The organism is Mycobacterium sp. TKK-01-0059, assembly GCF_000709305.1.
Classification (GTDB): domain Bacteria; phylum Actinomycetota; class Actinomycetes; order Mycobacteriales; family Mycobacteriaceae; genus Mycobacterium; species Mycobacterium intracellulare.
Map to the genome: position 1 here is coordinate 3,696,421 of NZ_KL446993.1, position 20,398 is coordinate 3,716,818.

At 69.4% G+C, this 20,398-nt stretch carries 13 protein-coding genes; 10 read left to right on the forward strand and 3 right to left on the reverse strand.

All coding sequences use genetic code 11. The annotated features are described in order from the left end of the window. Position 1 precedes the first annotated feature (1 nt). The 6 genes from K883_RS17555 to K883_RS17580 all read left to right on the forward strand — a co-directional run bounded on the left by K883_RS17555 (position 2) and on the right by K883_RS17580 (position 14,081). Positions 2-6,577 (forward strand): non-ribosomal peptide synthetase, encoded by a 6,576-nt coding sequence (locus K883_RS17555; RefSeq protein ID WP_036455081.1) that lies wholly within the window; start codon positions 2-4, stop codon positions 6,575-6,577. Beyond that, the gene (locus K883_RS17560) at positions 6,574-11,013 is read left to right on the forward strand and encodes a non-ribosomal peptide synthetase (protein WP_036455082.1); all 4,440 of its coding nucleotides are present in this window, start codon (positions 6,574-6,576) and stop codon (positions 11,011-11,013) included. Before K883_RS17555 ends, K883_RS17560 begins: the two co-directional genes overlap by 4 nt. After that, positions 11,010-12,296: an NADPH-dependent L-lysine N(6)-monooxygenase MbtG gene (gene mbtG / locus K883_RS17565; protein WP_008255571.1), complete on the forward strand. Its 1,287-nt coding sequence runs from the start codon at positions 11,010-11,012 to the stop codon at positions 12,294-12,296. The genes K883_RS17560 and mbtG overlap by 4 nt, the downstream gene beginning before the upstream one ends. Then, the gene (locus K883_RS17570; RefSeq protein WP_008255573.1) at positions 12,277-12,492 is read left to right on the forward strand and encodes an MbtH family protein; all 216 of its coding nucleotides are present in this window, start codon (positions 12,277-12,279) and stop codon (positions 12,490-12,492) included. Before mbtG ends, K883_RS17570 begins: the two co-directional genes overlap by 20 nt. A gap of 247 nt (positions 12,493-12,739) precedes the next feature. Next, positions 12,740-13,276 (forward strand): MTB12 family secreted protein, encoded by a 537-nt coding sequence (locus K883_RS17575; protein WP_009976241.1) that lies wholly within the window; start codon positions 12,740-12,742, stop codon positions 13,274-13,276. 280 nt (positions 13,277-13,556) lie between these two features. Beyond that, a complete protein-coding gene (locus K883_RS17580) occupies positions 13,557-14,081 on the forward strand; it encodes an MTB12 family secreted protein (protein WP_036455083.1) in 525 nt (174 codons plus the stop codon). On the opposite strand, the gene K883_RS17585 is transcribed toward K883_RS17580, so the two are convergent. The 3 genes from K883_RS17585 to K883_RS17595 form a co-directional block, all read right to left on the reverse strand. Further along, positions 14,075-14,986, reverse strand: a complete 912-nt coding sequence (locus K883_RS17585) for a sigma-70 family RNA polymerase sigma factor (protein WP_036455084.1) — start codon at positions 14,984-14,986, stop codon at positions 14,075-14,077. The genes K883_RS17580 and K883_RS17585 overlap by 7 nt on opposite strands. Continuing rightward, positions 14,983-15,579, reverse strand: coding sequence for a carboxymuconolactone decarboxylase family protein (locus K883_RS17590; protein WP_008255579.1), 597 nt, complete (start codon positions 15,577-15,579; stop codon positions 14,983-14,985). The genes K883_RS17585 and K883_RS17590 overlap by 4 nt, the downstream gene beginning before the upstream one ends. 83 nt (positions 15,580-15,662) lie before the next feature. Next, a complete protein-coding gene (locus tag K883_RS17595; RefSeq protein ID WP_008255581.1) occupies positions 15,663-15,977 on the reverse strand; it encodes a type II toxin-antitoxin system VapB family antitoxin in 315 nt (104 codons plus the stop codon). Between the two features lie 217 nt (positions 15,978-16,194). On the opposite strand from K883_RS17595, the gene hrcA reads away from it, so the two are divergent. The 4 genes from hrcA to K883_RS17615 all read left to right on the forward strand — a co-directional run bounded on the left by hrcA (position 16,195) and on the right by K883_RS17615 (position 20,378). Next, complete coding sequence (hrcA, locus tag K883_RS17600; RefSeq protein ID WP_008255582.1) at positions 16,195-17,226, forward strand: heat-inducible transcriptional repressor HrcA; 1,032 nt, start codon at positions 16,195-16,197, stop codon at positions 17,224-17,226. A gap of 56 nt (positions 17,227-17,282) precedes the next feature. After that, a complete protein-coding gene (gene dnaJ / locus K883_RS17605) occupies positions 17,283-18,431 on the forward strand; it encodes a molecular chaperone DnaJ (protein WP_008255583.1) in 1,149 nt (382 codons plus the stop codon). Between the two features lie 13 nt (positions 18,432-18,444). After that, entirely contained in the window at positions 18,445-19,206 is a 762-nt protein-coding gene (locus K883_RS17610; protein ID WP_014384384.1) for a 16S rRNA (uracil(1498)-N(3))-methyltransferase, read from the forward strand. A 113-nt stretch (positions 19,207-19,319) separates the two neighbouring features. Beyond that, entirely contained in the window at positions 19,320-20,378 is a 1,059-nt protein-coding gene (locus tag K883_RS17615) for a PhoH family protein (RefSeq protein WP_036455086.1), read from the forward strand. Positions 20,379-20,398: the final 20 nt, after the last annotated feature.

The following is a 20,398-nucleotide window of genomic DNA, read 5'->3' on the forward strand; positions in this document are numbered from 1 at the left end:
CGTGACAGACACCACCGGCGCCGGCGCCCGTCTCGACGAGGAACGCTTGGAACTGCTGCGCCGCAAGCTCGCTGAACGCGGCCTGGCCAGGCCGACGGGCGCGGCTTCCGTCGCCACCTACGACGAGCCGCGCATCTCCGCCGGCCAGCACCGGATGTGGTTCGTGCAGTCGGTCGATCCCGACAGCGCGCTGCTCAACATCTGCGTCTCCTATCGCCTCCTCGGCGCCGTGGACGCCGCTCGGCTACATCGCGCCGTCGATGCCGTCGCCGCGCGTCACCCCGTACTGCATACGACGTATGACACCGACGGTGAGGGCGACCCGCGGCCCGTCGTCCGCGACGACCTACACCCCGAATGGTCCGAGCACGACCTGTCCGGGCTGGCCGATCAAGCCCGCCGGTTGCGGCTGGATGTGCTGGCGCAGCGGGACTTTCGCCGTCCGTTCGACCTGAGCAAGGATTCACCCCTGCGCGTCACCGTGGCGCACCTGGGCGCCGACGAGCTGATAATGCTGATCACCGCGCATCACATCGCCTGGGACGACGGCTCGTGGGCGCCGTTTTTCGCCGACCTGACCCGTGCGTACACCGACCCGGACGGCTTCGCCGCGGCGCCGGCGCTGCCAGATCTTGCCACCGACCCGACCGCGATCCGTCAGGCCGATCTGGACTACTGGCGGCCGCTGATGGCCGATCTGCCGGAGCCGCTGGAACTTCCCGGCCCCAATGGGTCGGTGGTGCCCAGCACCTGGCGCGCGCAACGCGCGACCGCGCCGCTGTCGGCGGACGTCGTCGACCGGGCGGCCGCGCTGGCCCGCGAGACGGGCGCCACGCCCTACATGGTGTTGATGGCCGCGTTCGGCGCCCTGGTGCACCGCTACACCCAGTCGACGGACTTCCTGTTCGCGGCCCCGGTGCTGAACCGCGGGGTGGGAACCGAGGATGTCATCGGGTACTACGGCAACACCGTGGTGGTCCGGCTGCGGCCGCGGCCACACCAGACGTTCCGCGAACTGCTGGCCCAGACCCGGGACGGCGCGGTGGGCGCCTTCGCTCATTCGCGCGCCGACCTGGATTGGCTGGTGCGTGAGTCGAATCCGGACCGCCGGCACGGCGCGGACCGGATGACCCGGGTCAGCTTCGGACAGCGGGAGCCCGACGGCGCCGGCTTTTGCCCGCCGGGCGTGCGCTGCGAGCGCGCCGAGTTGCGCGGTCATTTCAACCAGCTGCCGCTGAGTCTGATGGTCGAGCTGAACCGCACGCCGGATGGCCTGGGCGGCGGCGTCATCGAGGCCGAGTACCTCGTCGAGGTGCTGGATCAGCAGCTGGTGCAGCAACTGCTGCGCCACTACGCCGCCGTGCTGGACAGCGTGCTGTCCGACCCCGACGTGACGCTGTCGGCGTGCGCGCTGATGAATGACGAAGACGCCGAGTGGCTGCGGTCCGTGTCGACCGGTGAAGAATTCGTCACCCCGGCGAGCACCTTGTCCGAGCTGGTCAGCCGGCGAGCGGCGCGCACGCCCGACGCCGTTGCGGTCGTCTACGAAGGGCGCGCCTACACCTACCGCGAAATCGATGAAGAGTCGAACCGCGTGGCGCACTGGCTCATCGAGCAAGGAATCGGCACCGAGGATCGCGTCGCGGTCCTGCTGGACAAGTCACCCGAACTGGTCATCACCGCGCTGGGCGTGCTCAAAGCCGGTGGCGTCTACCTTCCGGTGGATCCCACCTACCCGGAGGACCGGCTGAGTTTCATTCTCGGGGATGCGGACGCCAAACTGGTGCTGCGCGAACCGGTTTCCGGATTGGAGAGCTATCCGACCACGGCGCCCACCGCGTTGCTGCGGCCGCTGAGCCCGCAGAACACCGCGTACCTGATCTACACCTCGGGTTCGACAGGACTGCCCAAGGGCGTGCCGGTGCCCCACGCGCCCATCGCCGAGTACTTCGTCTGGTTCGGCGACGAGTACCGGATCGACGAGACCGACCGGCTGCTGCAGGTCGCGTCGCCCAGTTTCGACGTGTCGATGGGCGAAATCTTCGGCACCCTGATCATGGGTGCCCGGCTGGTGATTCCGCGCCCGGACGGACTGCGCGACATCGGCTACCTCACCGATCTTCTGGCGCGCGAAGGCATTACGTCGATGCACTTCGTGCCGTCGCTGCTGGGACTCTTCCTGTCGTTACCCGGTGTCAGCCAGTGGCGCACGTTGCGGCGGGTGCCCATCGGCGGGGAGGCCCTGCCCGGCGAGATCGCCGACAAGTTCCACGCCACCTTCGACGCGTCGCTGCACAACTTCTACGGACCGACCGAGACGGTCGTGAACTGCACCAGCTACCCGGTGGAAGGCGCCCAGGGCACGCGCATAGTGCCGATCGGCCGGCCCAAGATCAACACCCAGGTGTACCTGCTCGACAACGCGCTGCGGCCCGTCCCTGCCGGGGTGATCGGTGAGATCTACATCGCCGGAACACATGTCGCGCACGGATACCACCGCAGGCCGCAGCTGACGGCCGAGCGCTTTGTCGCCGACCCGTTCACCCCGGGCGGGCGGATGTACCGCTCCGGCGACCTGGCCCGGCGTAACGCCAATGGCGACATCGAGTTCGTCGGCCGCGCCGACGAGCAGGTGAAGATCCGCGGCTTCCGCATCGAGCTGGGCGAGATCGCCGCCGCCATCTCGGTCGACCCCAGTGTCGGGCAAGCCGTCGTCCTGGCCATGGACCTGCCGCAGTTGGGCAAGAGCCTGGTGGGATACGTGACTCCGGCCGAGGGCGCCGGCACGGAAACCGTTGACGTCGAACGCATCCGCGCCCGGGTGGCCGCCGCGCTGCCGGACTATATGACCCCTGCCGCCTACGTGGTGCTCGACGAGATCCCCATCACCGCCCATCAAAAGATCGACCGCGCCGCGCTGCCGCAACCGCAACTGGCGGCCGGCACCGAGTACCGCGACCCGACGACCCCCACCGAAATCCGGGTCGCCCAGCTGTTCTCGGGGCTGCTCGGACACGAGCGGGTGGGCGTCGACGACTCGTTCTTCGATCTGGGCGGCCACTCGCTGGTCGCCACCAAGCTGGTCACCGCGATCCGCGCGGAGTGCGGTGTGGAACTCGGCATCCGCGACGTGTTCGAGCTCGCCACCGTGGGCCTGCTGGCGGAGCGGATCGACCAGCTGAGCTCGGGCCAACTGACGCAGTCGCGCCCCAGGCTGATCGCAACCGCACACGACGAGCCGATGCCGCTGTCGGCGTCGCAGCTGCGCAGCTGGTTCGCCTACCGCCTGGACGGGCCCAGCCCGGTCAACAACATTCCCTTCGCGGCCAAGCTGACCGGTCCGTGGGACGTCGACGCGCTGATCGCCGCCGTCGGCGATGTCCTCGCGCGGCACGAAATCCTGCGCACCAGCTACGTCGAGCTGGACGGCGTGCCCTATCAGGTTGTGGGCCCGGTCGGGGTCGAGGTTCCGGTGCGCCGCGCGGAGGGCGTCGGCGAGGCGTGGCTGCAAGAGCAGCTCGACATCGAGCGGCGCCATTGCTTCGAGCTGGACTCGGAACTGCCGATCCGGGTCGCGGTGCTGCGCACCGAGAACGCGGACGAGCACGTGCTGTCGGTGGTCGTGCACCACATCGCCTCTGACCATTGGTCGGCGGGTGTGCTGTTCTCCGACGTGATGACGGCCTACCGGGCCCGACGCGGTGGCGAAGCGCCGTCCTGGGCGCCGCTGCGCGTGCAGTACGCCGACTACGCGGCATGGCAGCGCACGTTTTTGGGGGACGCCAGCGGCCAGGAGTCCGCTATCGCCGCCGAGCAGCGGGAGTACTGGACCCGCAAGCTGGCCGGGCTGCCGGAGGACACCGGGTTGCGCCCGGACTTCCCCCGCCAGCCGGTGCCCAGCGGGGAGGGCGAATCCGTCGACTTCCAGATCGACTCGGCCACCCGCGCCAAGCTCGGCGAGCTGTGCCGCGAGCTGGGCATCACCGAATTCATGCTGCTGCAAACGGCTGTGGCAGTGGTGCTGCACAAGGCCGGTGGCGGCGTGGACATTCCGTTGGGCACCCCGGTCGCCGGCCGCACCGAAGCCGAATTGGACCAACTGATCGGCTTTTTCGTCAACATCCTGGTGCTGCGCAACGACATGGACGGCAATCCGACGCTGCGCGAACTGCTGAAACGGGCCCGCGAGACGGCCCTGGCCGCCTACGCCCACCAAGACCTGCCGTTCGACCGGGTGGTCGACAGTGTCAGCCCGGTGCGCTCGCTGTCGCGCAACCCGCTGTTCCAGGTCGTCGTGCACGTCCGGGATCACCTGTCCGCCACGCGGGTCATCGAAACCGCCCCCGCGGGCGGCGATGGACGCGACACCGTGTGCACGTCGCTGGACCCCATCTTCGACATGGCCCACGCCGACCTCAGCGTCAACTTCTTCGGCACCGACGGCACCGACGACGTCGGCTACAACTGCAATGTCATCTTCCGTACCGAGCTCTACGCCAGAACGACCATCGAGCGGTTGGCGCAATGGCTGTCGCGGGCGGTCGCCGCGTTCGCCGAGGATCTCGACTTGAGCCTGCGCGACGTTGCGCTGATCGATGCGGGAGAACAGCACCGCATCCTGCAGGACTGGAGCCGCGGCGCGCCGGCACCGCACGACAGGCCGCGCACCATACCCGAGCTGCTGGAACCGAGTCGGGCGTGGGACGCGGATCGGATCGCGGTGCGCTGCGGGGACGAGCGGATCGATTACCCTGCGCTGCACCGCCGTTCGGACAACCTGGCCGCGCTGCTCGCCAAGAACGGGGCGGGGCCGGGCGCGTTGGTCGGGCTGTCGACCCGCCGCAGCATCGACCTGGTCGTGACGCTGGTGGCCATCATGAAGGCCGGCGCCGGTTACTTCCCCATCGACCCCGGTTACCCCTTGGCGCGAAAGCAATTCATGCTCGACGACGTCGCGCCGCCGGTGGTGGTCGCAACGACCGAAGCGGTGGCGACCATGCCACACGTTGCGGGAGTCGAGTTGATTTCGCTGGACGATCCCCACGTGCGCGACCTGGTGGACCGCGATGACGTCGATCCCCAGTCGCGGGATTTGCCGCGGCCCCATCCCGACGACCCGATGTATCTGGTGTTCACCTCCGGATCGACCGGCAAGCCGAAAGGCGCGGTGGGCACCCATCGTTCGATGGCCGCCCGGCTGGATTGGCAGCTGCGGCACTACCCGCCGAGGACCGAGGATGTGCGGCTGGCGCAGGCGTCGATCACCTTCCTCGAAGGCGGGATGGAGATGCTGGCCGGCCTGGCCGCCGGTGCGACCATGATCCTGGCCGACGACGACGAGCACCGCGACCCCGAGGCCCTCGGGGAGTTGATGACCCGGTATTCGGTCGCCCAGGTGACCGCCGTGCCCAGCCTGGTCTCGGCGTTGGTGGACAGCCGGCCCGACGCCGTGCGCGCGCTGTCGCGGCTGGTGTGCGGTGGCGAGCCGGTCAGCACGTCGCTGCTGCAACGGCTGGTGTCGGTGTGCGCCGACGACGGTGCGACCGAGTTGCTGAACAACATCGGTTCCACCGAGACCTCCGGCGCGGTTTCCCGCGGGCCGTTGGGCCTGCCGAATCCGCTTGTCGGAAAGCCGGTCCCGGGCGCGCAGGCCTACCTCCTCGACGACGGGCTGCGTCCGGTGCCGGTCGGCGTGGTGGGCGAGCTGTACTACGCCGGTGACCAGCTGGCGCGCGGGTACTGGAAACGGCCCGCCCTGACCGCGACGCGGTTCGTCGCCAACCCCTATGGCGGGGAGCCCGGTTCGCGCTTGTACCGCAGCGGTGACCTGGCTCGGTGGACCGAGGACGGCCAACTGGAATTCGTCGGACGCTCCGACCACCAGGTGCAGGTCCGCGGCTTCCGGGTCGAGTTGGCCGAGGTCGAGGCGGCCCTCGCGGCGGCCGACGGCGTCGCCGCCGCGGCCGCGCGCACCTGGGAGGTGCACGGCGGCACGTCGCTGGCCGGATATGTTGTGCCCCAACGGCCCATCGTCGATGACGTCGACAAGGCGGCGTTCGCGGGGGAGGTGCGCGCCGCGATCGCCACGACCCTGCCGGGCTACATGATGCCGTCGTCGCTGACCGTTCTCGACGTCCTGCCCAAGACTGAGTCCGGCAAGTTGAACCGGCCCGGGCTGCCGCTCCCGGCGGTCAGCACCGGTGGCCTGACCGAACCGGCGCGCACGGACACCGAACGGGCGCTGGCCAAGGTGTTCGCCGAACTGCTTTCGACCCCCGAAGTGGGGCGCTTCGACGACTTCTTCGCCCTCGGCGGCGACAGCATCCTGTCCGTGCAGCTGGCCTCGCGGGCGCGCGCCGTCGGCCTGGCCGTGAGCCCGCGCATGATCTTCGAGAATCCGACGGTGCAGCAGCTGGCCGCCGCCGTGGACGCTCTGGGGAACGGGCAGGCTGACACCGAGCGGGACGACCAGGCGGCCGACGTCCGTTTCGAGCCGATGAGCACCTCCGGCCTCTCGTCCACGGATCTGGCTGCGGTGACCCAACTTTGGTCGTCGTCACGTGAGGGCACGACATGACGGCCGCCGACACCGACGTCGCGCCCGACATCGAGGACGTGATGGCGCTGAGCCCCCTGCAGGAGGGCTTGTACTCGCTGACCACGCTCGCCGAGTTCGCCGACGGCGAAGCCGCGGACGACCCGTACGTGATCGGCATGGCCGCCGACATCTCCGGCGCACTCGACGTCGCGCTGCTACGCGAGTGCGCGGAGAAGATGTTGGTGCGCCACCCGAACCTACGGGCCAGCTTCTTCAGCCGCGGCATCCCGCGGCCGGTGCAGATCGTGCCGTCCCGCGTCGAGTTGCCGTGGCGATCCGTCAGCGCCGCGCGCGAGGACGTGCCGGCGCTGGAAACCGGCGAACGCCGCCGGCCCTTCGACCTGGAACACGGGCCGGCCATCCGCTTCCTGCTGATCGAATTGCCGGGCGCGCAATGGCGTTTGGTGCTCACCGCCCATCACATCGTGATCGACGGCTGGTCGATGCCGGTGTTCATCAACGAGATGATGATCCTGTACCAGGCGGGCGGCGACCTGTCGGCGCTGCCCGTGGCGCCGCGGCCGTACCGCGATTACATCGGCTGGCTGGCCAGTCGCGACCCGGAGGCCAGCCAGCAGGTCTGGCGCCGGCACCTCGCCGGCCTGCCCGGCCCCACCCTGCTGGCCGCCGCCCTGGGCTCGGTGGAGACGACGCAGGGACAGCAGACGGCGTTGCCGCGCACCACCGAACTGCGCCTGCCGGCCGAGGCCACCGCGCGGTTGGTCGACGAGACCCGTTCGCGTGGCATCACCGTCAACACCCTGATGCAGATGGCGTGGGCGTTGGTGTTGTCCCGGCTCACCGACACCGACGATGTGGTTTTCGGGGTCACGGTGTCCGGCAGGCCGCCCGAACTGACCGGCGTCGAGACCATGGTGGGTCTGTTCATCAACACCGTGCCCCTGCGGGTGCGGCTGGACCCGGCCGCCAGCGCCGGCGAACAATGCCGCGCCGTGCAGCGCGACGCCGCCCTGCTGCGCGAGCACAGCTATCTCGGGCACGCCCAATTGCGTGCCCTCGGCGGCGTCGGGGAGATGTTCGACACCCTGCTGGTTTACGAGAACTTCCCGATGAACGGGCTGTCCTCCAGTGGCGAATTGACCGCCGGCGGTGCGACATTCCGGCCGTCCGCCCTGCAAACCCTGTCGCATTTCCCGATCGCCGTCGCCGCCCACATGGACGCCGGCGAGCTGGTGGTGCTGATCGAAGTGATCGACGGCGCGCTGGGCGCCATTCCCGCGGCCACGTTCGGTCGTCGGGTGCTGTCCACCGCCGAGCGGCTGTTGCGGGACTGGGCGCGACCGCTGCGCGAGATCAGCGTCCTCTTCGACGACGAGGTTGCCCCGCTGCGTGCCGCCGGGGCGCCCGCCGCGACGTCACCGCGGAGCATTCACGCGCGGTTCGCCGACGTCGTGGCCAGCGCGCCCGACAGCCCGGCGGTCAGCTGGGCGGGTGGCACGCTGAGCTATCGCGAGCTGGATGACCGGTCCACCCGACTGGCCGCCGAGCTCGCCCGCAAGGGCGTCGCGCCCGAAACACCGGTCGCCATAAGCCTTTTCCGCGGTCCGCAGTACGTCGTCGCGATACTCGCGGTGCTCAAGGCGGGCGGCATGTGCGTGCCGCTGGTGCCGGGGATGCCCCCGGAGCGGGTCACCTCGATCCTGCGCCAATCCGGCGCGTCGATCGTCCTGGACGACGAGCTGACCGCACAGCTCCTCGAGGCCGGCCGGCCGCACGACGACTTCACGCCGGTCGACGTCGCGCCCGAGCGGGCCGCGTATGTCGTGTTCACCTCGGGCACCACGGGAGAACCCAAGGGCGTCATCGGAACCCATGGCGCGGTGGGGGCGTACGCCGATGACCATCTGGACCGCGTGCTGCGGCCCGCTGCCGCAAGACTGGGCAGACCGCTGCGCATCGCCCACGCGTGGTCGTTCGCCTTCGACGCCGCCTGGCAGCCGTTGGTCGCCCTGCTGGACGGCCATGGCGTGCATGTGGTCGACGAGCAGACCCAGACCGATGCCGAGGCGCTGGTCGCGCTGATCGCCGAGCACGGCATCGACATGATCGACACCACCCCGTCGATGTTCGCCCAGCTGCAGGCGTTCGGCCTGCTGACCGACGTGCCGTTGACGGTGTTGGCGCTCGGGGGAGAGGCGCTCGGCAGCGCCGCCTGGGACCGAATCCGCGAGGCGTGCAACGCCACGTCGATGACGGCGTACAACTGCTACGGGCCGACCGAGACCACGGTCGAGGCGGTGGTCGCCGCGATCGCCGAGCACGACGAGCCCTGCATCGGCCGACCGACCCGGCACACCCGCGGATACGTGCTGGATTCCGGGCTGCGCCCGGTGCCGTGCGGCGCGACGGGCGAACTGTACCTGGGCGGCGCCCAGCTGGCCCGCGGCTACATCGGCCGCGCGGGGGAGACCGCGGCGCGCTTTGTCGCCGACCCCTTCGCGCCCGCGCAGCGGATGTACCGCACGGGCGACCTGGTGCGCCGATTGCCCGACGGCACAGTGCAATACATCGGTCGCGCCGACGCCCAGGTGAAGATCCGTGGCCACCGCGTCGAGCCCGGGGAGATCGCCGCCGCCCTCGAATCGCATCCCGCCGTCCGGCACGCCGGCGTGCTGGTACATCAGCACCGGGGAGCCCCGCGGCTGACCGCGTACGTGGCGACCACCGATACCACGGGGGCCAAGCCGACGGCCACCGAACTGCGGGCCATGCTCGGCACCCGGTTGCCGCGCTACATGGTGCCGCAGCGCATCGTTTTGGTCGACGAAATCCCGTTGACCCCCAACGGAAAACTGGACGAGTCCACCTTGGCCGCCTTCGACGTCGCCGAATCCGCTGGCGGCGCGGCAACACCCGAGACCGCCACGGAATCCGCGCTGGCCGACCTGCTCGCCGAACTGCTCGGGCACCCGAGCGTCGACGTCACCGCGGACTTTTTGCAGCTAGGACTGGACAGCATCGTGGCGTTGTCGGTGGTGCAGGCGGCCCGGGCGCGCGGAATGGCGCTGCGCGCCCGTCTCATCCTCGACTGCACCAACATCCGCGAACTGGCCGAAGCGATCGACTCGGAAACGGCGGCCGCCACCCAGCAGGTGGACGAGGCAACCGGGCCAATGCCGTTGCTGCCCAACGGCCGATGGCTCTACGAGCACGGCAACCCGCGCCGGCTCGCCCAGACCGAGGCCATCCGGCTGCCCGAGACGCTGCGCCGCGAACAGCTGGACGCCGCGCTGGCAAGCATCATCAACGGCCACGAGGTGCTGCGCACCCGGGTGGACCGCTCCACGATGACCTTGGTTCCGGTGCCGGACGCCGACGTCTTGGGTGCACTCGAAGAAGTTGAGGTGGATAAAGAGCTGGCCGCGGTGGTACCGGCCCACGTCGCCCGGGCCGTCGACCGGTTGGACCCCGAACGGGGAACGCTGCTGGCGGCGGTGTGGCTGCGGCCCCCGGCTGGCGAGAGCGTGCTGCTGCTGGCCGCGCATGTCGTGGCGCTGGACCCGGCGTCGTGGCGGGTGATCCTCGGTGAACTCGGTGCCGCCCTGACCGCGGCGGCGACCGGTCACGCACCGGCCCCCGTACGGGAACACACCAGCTATCGGCGCTGGGCCGAGGCGCTCACCGCGCGGGCGCACGCCTTGGACACCGCGCCGTACTGGGCGTCGGAGTTGGGCGGCGACGACCCCGACCTCGGCGCTCGGCGGCTCGACCCGGACCGCGATCGGGCCCGCGATCTGATCGTCCGCAACGTCGCGACCGACGCCGACCTCACCCGCCGGCTGCTGAATTCGGGTCTGGCGTTGCCCACGCTGTTGGTCGCCGCCACCGCGGCGACGGTGACCAGCTGGCGCCGGCTCCGCGGTCAGGCGACCCCGCCTCCGCTGCTGGCGCTCGAAACCCACGGCCGCGCGGACAGTTTGGTCGATGGTCCCGGCGCGCACGCCATCGACACCGGCGACACGGTGGGCCTGCTCAGCTCCATCTACCCGGTGCGGCTGGACTCCGACGACCCGCACAAGGTGGCGGAGAAGTTGGCCGCGATCCCCGGCGATGGACTCGACTTCGGGTTGCTGCGCTACCTGCGGGACGACACCGCCGAGCGGCTCGCCGGCTTCGCGCCGCCGCAACTGTTGCTGAATTACCTTGGCGCCGCCCACACCGACGGCGGCACCGGGCTGACGCTCGACCGTGAGCTGCTCGCCGGGGTGTCGCCGGTGCCCGAACCCGAGCTGGCGGTGCGCCACGAGCTCACCATCGCGGCGATGGTGCTGACATACGGCGGGGAGCGGGTGCTGGCGGCGCAGTGGCGCGCGCTGCCCGACATTCTCACCGACGCGGACATCACCGCGCTGCAAGGACTTTGGATCGATTCACTGCGGGAGGTGGTGAAATGAGCACACTCGCGATCGTGGGCGCCGGCGCCAAGGCGGTGGCCGTCGCCGCCAAGGCGTCGGTATTGCGCGACATGGGCGTCGAGGTTCCGGACGTGGTCGCCGTGGAACGCATCGGCGTCGCGGCGAACTGGCAGGCCAGCGGCGGCTGGACGGACGGTGCGCACCGGCTGGGCACCAGCCCGGAAAAGGACGTCGGCTTTCCCTACCGCTCGGCGCTGGTGCCGCGCCGCAACGCCGAGCTGGACGAGCGGATGACCCGCTACAGCTGGCAGTCCTACCTGATCGCCACGGCGTCGTTCGCCGAGTGGATCGACCGCGGCAGGCCGGCGCCGCCGCATCGGCGGTGGAGCCAGTATCTGAGCTGGGTCGCCGACCACGTGGGCATGAATGTGGTGCACGGCGAGGTCGAACGGCTGGCCGTCACCGGGGACCGCTGGGCGATCCACACCCACGAGACCACCGTGCACGCCGACGCGTTGATGATCACCGGGCCCGGCCAGGCCGAAAAGTCCTTGCTTCCGGGCAATCCGCGCGTCCTCTCGATCGCCCAGTTCTGGGACCGCGCCGCCAATCACGACCGGATCAGCGCGGAGCGGGTCGCGGTGATCGGCGGCGGTGAGACGGCCGCCGCGATGCTCAATGAGCTGTTCCGGCACCGGGTCTCGAGCATCACCGTCATCTCCCCCCAGGCGACGCTGTTCACGCGCGGCGAGGGGTATTTCGAGAACTCGCTGTTCTCCGATCCGACCAACTGGCCGGCCCTCACGCTGGCCGAACGTCGTGATGCCTTGGCCCGCACGGACCGGGGGGTGTTTTCGTCGAACGTGCAGGAGGCGTTGCTGGCCGATGACCGCATCCACCACCTGCGGGGCCGCGTCGCCCACGCGGTGGGCAGGCAGGGGCAGATCCGGCTGACGTTGTCCACCAACCGAGGAAGCGAGAACCTCGAGACGGTCCACGGGTTTGATCTCGTCATCGACGGCTCCGGCGCCGACTCGCTGTGGTTCGCACCGTTGTTCAGCCAGGACGCGCTTGATCTGCTCGAACTCGGCCTGGGCGGGCCCCTGACTTCGGAGCGGCTGCAGGAGGCGATAGGTTATGACCTGTCCGTCACAGACGTCACCCCTAAGTTGTTCCTGCCGAACCTGTCCGGACTCACCCAGGGCCCCGGATTCCCGAACCTGAGCTGCTTGGGGCTGCTATCCGATCGGGTGTTGGGTTCCACCGTCAGCCCGTCCGCGTATCCCCTGAGAAGGAGACATGATGAGCGCCAACCCCTTTGACGACGACAACGCCACCTTCGTGGTGCTCGCCAATGACGAGAACCAGCACAGCCTCTGGCCGACCTTCGCCGACACGCCGTCCGGCTGGCGGGTGGTCTTCGGTGAGGCAAGCCGCGCGGACTGCCTGGAGTACGTGGAGCAGAACTGGTCAGATATCCGCCCCAAGAGCCTGATTGAGGCGCTCGCGGGGGAGTAAGAGCCCACGCAGGGTCTTGCACTATGCAGGCAGAGGGTGATTTCCCAGCCGCTACACGCCTGCGCTACAAGGCTATTCGGGGTATTTCTCGCATCGCCGCCGTAGCGTCGTCGTAACGTGACCAACTTGAGACACAAATTCCGGAGTCACAGGGCACACTTACACCATCTTCAACCATGAAGACGTGTGACCGTGTGCGGCGATCCCAAGATTTCCGCCACGGTCCATGTGCATCGAAGGGGGACCTGTGAATTCCGTGAAGTCCATTGCCACGGGCGTGGCGGCGCTGACCGCCATTGGCGGCGCCGCCGCCGGTGTGGCTTCCATTGCAGCACCGATGGGTCTGGATCATGTGCAACTGGCTGCGGTCGGCGCGCCACTGCCGCAGGACCCGCCGCCGCCTCCGCCCCCGCCGCCGGGTGCGCCGGGCCAGTTGCCGACGGCCGATCAGTTGGCCACTCTGTGCAACCAGGTAACCGACCCCGGCGTCAACTACAGGGAGAAGGCCAACTTCGTTGAAAACGGCGTCAGCCAAAACGAGGGCATGGTGGCCGACCACGACCTGCGAAAGGCCTACCGCAACGGGAACTTTCCCGAGCAGTTCAACGTGACGAACATCGCGCCGGCGGGTCCGAACATGGCCCAGGCCGACGTCGCCATCACGGGCCCGAAGTTCGCCGGCCCCGTGACCAAGCACCTCGCGTTCGTCAACCAGGGTGGGAACTGGGTCCTGCAGCACGACGCGGCGATCGCGCTGATACAGGCCGCGACCGCCACCAACTGATGACTGCGCGGTGCCTGCCGCGCAAACCCGAAGCCAGTCCGGCGGATTCGCCGGACGTTCCGACACTCGAGGACACCCCATGCGTCGCCTTCTGGCGGCGCATGGGGTTTGGCACCTTCGGCCACCGGTAAAACGCCCGCACAGTTGGCGCACAGGGTGCTCATGTCGTTCGCACAACGGGCGGCCGTAACGTATCGGTGCCGAGACACGAAGTACGAGACGCAACGGGCACGCTGACACCACCCGAGCGTCGAGATTCGTGCCCACCGAAGGGGGAACCATGAACACTGTCAAAACCCTTGCCACCAGCGTGGCAGCTCTGGCGATCGTCGGCGGCGCGGCCGCCGGCCTGGCCTCGATGTCGGAGCCGAGCCCAAGCCCCCAGGTGGGGGTGCAGCTCGCCACGATCGGCGCGCCGCTTCCGCAGGATCCGCCGCCGGCGCAGCCGGTCGCGGGCGCCAACGTCCCGACGCCCGATCAGCTGACCGGCCTGCTCAACAGCCTGGCCGACCCGAGCGTGTCGTTCAGCAACAAGAGCAACCTGGTGCAGGGCGGCATCAGCGGCATCGAGGCGCACGTCGCCGACAAGAAGCTGCAGAAGGCCGCGAAAAACGGTGACCTGCCGCTGTCGTTCGACGTGACGAACATCCAACCCACCGCCGCCGGTTCGGCGACCGCCGACGTGTCGGTCTCCGGTCCCAAGTTGACGTCCCCGGTCACCCAGAACGTCACCTTCGTCAACCAGGGCGGCTGGGTGCTGTCGCGGGCCTCGGCGATGGAGCTGCTGCAGGCCGCCGGTCAGTGATCGGCGCCGGGGGCGCGCAGGCCTAATTTCGCGATGCGTGCCGGATCCGCCAGCACATCGATCTCCCGGATCCGGCCACCCCGCACCACGAATCCCATGACGGACGCCGCGCGTCCGGCGACGAAGATGACGGCGCCGGCGGCGCCGTTGACGGTCGCGGCGCGCACCTCGCGGTCGGGCCCGGCGTAGCTTCGGGCCAGCGTGGCCACCGAGGCCGCACCGTCGGCCCGGAACGCCGCCGCGGCCGGGCCGAAGTCGCCTCGCAGCACCACCTCGGGATGCAGCACCGACACCAAACGCTCGAAGTCACCACTGCGGCCCGCCGCGAAGAAGGCGTCCACCACCTCGCGTTGGGCGGCCAGGTCGCCGTCGGGAACCGGATCGGCCCGCTCGATCCGCCGGCGCGCCCGGCTGGCCAGCTTGCGGGCCGACTCCGGCGTCCGATCGACGATGGTGGCGATCTGATCGAACGGCACGCTGAAGACGTCGTGCAGCACGAAGGCCAATCGCTCCGCCGGCGGCAGCGTGTCCAGCACCACGAACAGCGCCAGCCCCACCGCGTCGGCCAGCATGGCGCGGTGTTCGGGATCGAATTCCTCGTCGGCTTCCACGATCGGGTCGGGCAGGCGGACGCTCAGCTCCTCGCCGCCGTGAGTTCGGCGCTCGCGCAACATGTTCAGGCAGATGCGGGCGACCACGGTGGTCAGCCACGCGTCGGGGTTGACGATCTCCCCGGAGCTGCCGCTCAACCGCAGCCAGGCCTCCTGCACGGCGTCCTGGGCGTCCTCGAACGAGCCCAGCATGCGATAGGCGAGGGCGCCCAACCGCGGCCGGGCCGCCTCGAAGCGCGCCGTCAAGGCCCGCAGTGACGGCGGTGACGGCGCGGACGCATCGGGATTGGTCACGGCCGATCGGTCTCCGGCAGGGCGCACACGCGGTCGCCGGAAAAGCCCGACGACCCGATGTCGAGCGCGATGTTGAAGCGGGCGCGCAGATTGCCCAGCGTGATGACGTGGGTCAGGCCGACCAGTTGGGCGGTGTCGAAGTGCGCGCGCAGCGCCTCGAAAAGCTCATCCCTCACCTCGACGGGGGTGCGGCTGATCGCGGTCGCGTATTCGAGGATCAGTTTGTCGACGTCGGAAAAGCACGGCGCGTCCCGATAATTGGCCATCCCCAGCAGCTCTTCGTCGGTGATGCCCCATTGCCGGGCGATCTGCGAGCCGAGGTCTATGCAGTATTCGCAGCGCACCGTCGTCGCCGATTTCAGCTCCGCCAGCGCGCGGTGGCGCGGACTGAGAACGTCCAGCTTCGATTCGGCCTGCTCCAACTTGCCGTAGGCGTTGAGCAGTCTCGGGATGTGGGCATACATCCGCAGCGGTTCCAGCATTCCCGCGGTTTCCAGCCCGGTCATCTGCGCGAGCTTGCGCCTGGTGAAGAAGAAGGCGATCTTGGCGCCCAGGCCGGCGTCGCGGTCGGAGACTCCCTGTAGCCGTGGCATGGCGATCCTCCCGGCAAGTTGTGGTCGTGAACCAACGTCCTCACTAGGTCGACACGCGGGAAGGCCCAAACGTGACCACTAACTCACCCGGGTTGGCCCAGGGGCATGTCCATGTCGAACACGCGGGCGTGAAGCACGGTGCGGTTCCGCAGCGCCGCGCGCACCGCGCGGTGCAGGCCGTCCTCGAGATAGGTGGTGCCCTTCCACCGCACCGCGTGCGGGAACAGGTCGCCGTAGAAGGTGGAGTCCTCCGAGAGCAGCCGGTCCAGCGCGAGCACCGTTGTGGTGGTGACCAATTCGTCGAGCCGGATCTGTTGCGGCGGTATCTGGGACCAATCCCGATAGGACAGGTTGTGCTCGGGATACGGTTTGCCGTCGCGCACGCCCTTGAAAATCATTGGCCGATCTCCCCCGACGCATAGCTGTGGCCCGACCGGTTCATGGTGGACAAGGCTAGTCGGACACCGCCCCTCCCGGCGAGCAGACGCAAACACACCCCGACACGCCGACGAACAGGGAGCTTTTGCGTCTGCTCGCGTTGCACCAGTGAGGTCGAGGGCGCCCGAGACCGTAAAATGAACCGGGTCAAAGCGGTATCGAAGGAGGTGACGACCAGTGGGAACTGCCGATGACCGACGGTTCGAGGTGCTGCGGGCCATCGTCGCTGATTTCGTCGCCACCAAAGAGCCGATCGGTTCCAAGACGCTGGTGGAGCGCCACAACCTGGGTGTCTCGTCGGCCACCGTCCGCAACGACATGGCGGTGCTCGAGGCCGAGGGCTACATCACCCAGCCGCACACCAGTTCCGGGCGGGTGCCCACCGAGAAGGGCTACCGCGAATTCGTCGACCGGCTCGACGACGTCAAGCCGCTGTCCTCGGCCGAACGGCGCGCGATCCAGGGATTCCTGGAGTCCGGTGTCGACCTCGACGACGTCCTGCGCCGCGCCGTGCGGCTGCTCGCGCAACTGACCCGGCAGGTGGCCGTCGTGCAGTACCCGACGCTGTCGTCGTCGACCGTGCGCCACCTCGAGGTGATCGCCCTGACGCCCGCTCGGCTGCTGATGGTCGTCATCACCGACTCCGGCCGGGTGGACCAGCGCGTGGTCGAACTCGGCGACGTCATCGACGACCACGAACTCTCCCAGCTGCGGGAGATGCTCGGCCAGGCGCTGGTGGGCAAGAAACTGTCGGCCGCCTCGGTCGCGGTGGCCGACCTCGCCGGGCAGTTGAGCAGCCCGGAAGGGCTGGGCGACGCCGTGGGCCGATCGGCGACGGTGTTGCTGGAGTCACTCGTCGAGCACACCGAGGAACGCCTGCTGATGGGCGGCACCGCCAACCTGACCCGCAACGCCGCCGATTTCGGCGGCTCGCTGCGCTCCATCCTGGAAGCGCTCGAGGAGCAGGTGGTGGTGCTGCGGTTGCTGGCCGCCCAGCAGGAAGCCGGTAAGGTGACGGTTCGCATCGGCCACGAGACGGCCGCCGATCAGATACTGGGCACTTCCGTGGTGACCACCGCCTACGGCACCTCCGACACCGTGTACGGGGGAATGGGTGTGCTGGGGCCCACCCGGATGGACTATCCGGGAACTATCGCCAGCGTTGCCGCGGTTGCCCTATATATCGGCGAAGTCCTGGGTGCTCGATGAACGCGCACCCGCAGTGTGGGTAGGCGCGGAGAAGACCAGGTATAGGAGAGTCAGGCGTGGCACGCGATTATTACGGGCTGCTCGGCGTGAGCAGAAACGCCGGTGACGCGGAGATCAAGCGCGCGTACCGCAAGTTGGCGCGCGAACTGCATCCCGACGTCAATCCCGATGAGGCCGCGCAGGCGAAGTTCAAGGAAATCAGCGTCGCCTACGAGGTGCTGAGCGACCCCGAGAAGCGGCGGATCGTCGACCTGGGCGGCGATCCGATGGAGAACGCGGCCGCGGCCGGCGGCGGTTTCGGCGGCGGTTTCGGGGGCCTGGGCGACGTGTTCGAGGCCTTCTTCGGCGGCGGTTTCAGTGGCGGCGCGACCTCCCGAGGTCCCATCGGGCGGGTACGGCCCGGCTCGGATTCGCTGCTGCGGATGCGGCTCGATCTCGAAGAGTGCGCGACCGGCGTCACCAAGCAGGTCACCGTCGACACCGCAGTGCTGTGTGACCGCTGCCAGGGCAAGGGCACCAACGGCGACTCGGCTCCGGTGCCGTGCGACACGTGTGGTGGTCGCGGCGAGGTCCAGACCGTGCAGCGCTCCCTGCTGGGGCAGGTGATGACGTCGCGGCCGTGTCCGACCTGCCGCGGCGTCGGGGTCGTCATCCCCGACCCGTGCCACCAGTGCATGGGTGACGGCCGGGTGCGCGCCCGCCGGGAGATCAGCGTCAAGATCCCCGCCGGTGTCGGCGACGGCATGCGCGTGCGACTGGCCGCCCAGGGCGAGGTGGGACCCGGCGGCGGGCCGGCCGGTGACCTGTACGTCGAGGTGCACGAGCAGAGCCACGACGTCTTCGTCCGCGAAGGCGACGACCTGCACTGCACCGTGTCGGTGCCGATGGTCGACGCGGCGCTGGGCGCCACCGTCACCGTCGACGCCATCCTGGACGGCGTCAGCGAGATCACCATTCCGCCGGGCACCCAACCGGCTTCGGTCATCACACTGCGCGGCCACGGGATGCCGCACCTGCGCACCGGCACCCGCGGCGATCTGCATGTCCACGTCGAGGTGGTGGTCCCCGCCCGCCTGGACGCCCGCGACACCGAACTGCTGCGCGAACTGAAGGCCCGCCGCAGCCGCGACGTCCCCGAGGTGCGCTCGACCCACGCCGGCGGCGGCCTGTTCAGCCGCCTCCGCGAGACGTTCACCGGACGCTAGTCAAGGCGCGCCGATGGTCGCGACCCTGTTCTACGCCGACGCGCTGCCCGAGACCGGCGCGCTGGCCGTCCTGGGCGGTGACGAGGGGTTTCATGCCGCCAGCGTGCGGCGGATCCGCCCCGGTGAGCAACTGGTGCTCGGCGACGGCGCCGGCGGCCTGGCGCACTGCGAGGTGGAGCACGCCGGGCGTGACGGACTGCGGGCGCGGGTGCTCAAGCGCTGGAGCGTCGCGCCCGGAACCCCGCCGGTGACTGTCGTGCAGGCCCTGCCGAAGTCGGAGCGATCGGAGCTGGCCATCGAGCTGGCCACCGAGGCGGGGGCCGACGGGTTCCTGGCCTGGCAGGCCGCCCGCTGCGTGGCCAACTGGCAGGGCGCCCGGGTCGAGAAAGGTCTGCGCCGCTGGCGTGCGGTCGCCCGTTCGGCGGCCCGGCAATCGCGCCGGGCGCACATCCCGCCGGTCGACGGGGTGCTGTCCACCCCGGCGCTGACCTCGCGCATCCGCGACGAGGTGGCCGGCGGCGCGACGGTGCTGGCCTTGCACGAGTCGGCCACCGAGCGGCTCGCCCACGCCGACCTCGCGGGAGCGCCGTCGGTGTTGTTGGTGGTCGGCCCCGAGGGCGGGATCGCCGACGACGAGATGGCGGTGTTGTCCGACGCGGGCGCGACGGCGGTGCGGCTGGGTCCGCAGGTGTTGCGGACGTCGACCGCCGCGGCCGTGGCGCTCGGTGCGCTGGGGGTGCTGACCCCGCGATGGGACCACCCGTCGAGCCTGTGAAGACTCGTCGCGCGCTGCACATTGGGGCCAGCGTCGACCCGGCGGTAGGATAAAAACGCTAGAAAACGCCGGAATCGGCGAGCACTTCACACAAGGCAGGCATCGAAAACCACGTGACGCCCCGCGAGACCAGCGCTGCTGACGCAGCCGGACCCCTCCAGGCCGACGCTCAAGTTCGCAGCAGCATCAACGTTCCGCCCCATTCCGTCATGGGCCTGCTGGGTTCGGCAGACGAGAACCTGCGCTCGCTGGAACGCACCCTGGACGCGGATCTGCACGTGCGCGGCAACACCGTCACCATCTCCGGTGAGCCCGCCGACGTCGCGCTCGCCGAACGGGTGATCTCCGAACTGATCGCGATCGTCGCCGGTGGGCAGCCGTTGACCCCGGAGGTGGTCCGGCACAGCGTCGCCATGCTGGCCGGCACCGACAACGAGTCACCGGCCGAAGTGCTCACGCTGGACATCCTGTCGCGACGCGGCAAGACGATCCGGCCCAAGACGCTCAACCAGAAGCGCTACGTCGACGCCATCGACGCCAACACCGTCGTCTTCGGGGTGGGCCCGGCCGGCACCGGCAAGACGTACCTCGCAATGGCCAAGGCGGTCAACGCTTTACAGACCAAACAGGTCAGCCGCATCATCCTGACCCGCCCGGCCGTGGAAGCCGGTGAGCGCCTTGGCTTTTTGCCGGGCACGCTCAGCGAGAAGATCGACCCGTACCTGCGGCCGCTGTACGACGCGCTCTACGACATGATGGACGCCGAACTGATCCCCAAGCTGATGTCGGCGGGGGTCATCGAGGTGGCGCCGCTGGCGTACATGCGGGGCAGGAGCCTCAATTCCGCGTTCATCATTCTTGACGAGGCGCAGAACACCACCGGCGAACAGATGAAGATGTTCCTCACCCGCTTGGGCTTCGGATCCAAGATCGTGGTCACCGGCGACATCACCCAGGTCGACCTTCCGGGCGGGGCCAGGTCGGGTCTGCGTTCGGCGATGGAGATCCTCGACAGCGTCGAGGACATCCACGTGGCGGAACTGACCAGCGTGGACGTGGTGCGCCACCGGCTGGTCTCGGAAATCGTCGACGCCTACGCCAAGTTCGAAGAGCCCGACCTGACGATGAACCGGGCGGCCCGGCGGGCGTCGGGCTCGCGCGGTCGCCGATGATGGTGCGGTGAGCGGGTTCC

Bases quoted from the DNA above. Each gene is read 5' to 3' on its own strand.
- K883_RS17560 (WP_036455082.1), top strand. From the start codon at position 6,574: ATGACGGCCGCCGACACCGACGTCGCGCCCGACATCGAGGACGTGATG.
- mbtG (WP_008255571.1), top strand. From the start codon at position 11,010: ATGAGCACACTCGCGATCGTGGGCGCCGGCGCCAAGGCGGTGGCCGTC.
- K883_RS17570 (WP_008255573.1), top strand. From the start codon at position 12,277: ATGAGCGCCAACCCCTTTGACGACGACAACGCCACCTTCGTGGTGCTC.
- K883_RS17580 (WP_036455083.1), top strand. From the start codon at position 13,557: ATGAACACTGTCAAAACCCTTGCCACCAGCGTGGCAGCTCTGGCGATC.
- K883_RS17590 (WP_008255579.1), bottom strand. From the start codon at position 15,579: ATGCCACGGCTACAGGGAGTCTCCGACCGCGACGCCGGCCTGGGCGCC.
- K883_RS17595 (WP_008255581.1), bottom strand. From the start codon at position 15,977: ATGATTTTCAAGGGCGTGCGCGACGGCAAACCGTATCCCGAGCACAAC.
- K883_RS17610 (WP_014384384.1), top strand. From the start codon at position 18,445: ATGGTCGCGACCCTGTTCTACGCCGACGCGCTGCCCGAGACCGGCGCG.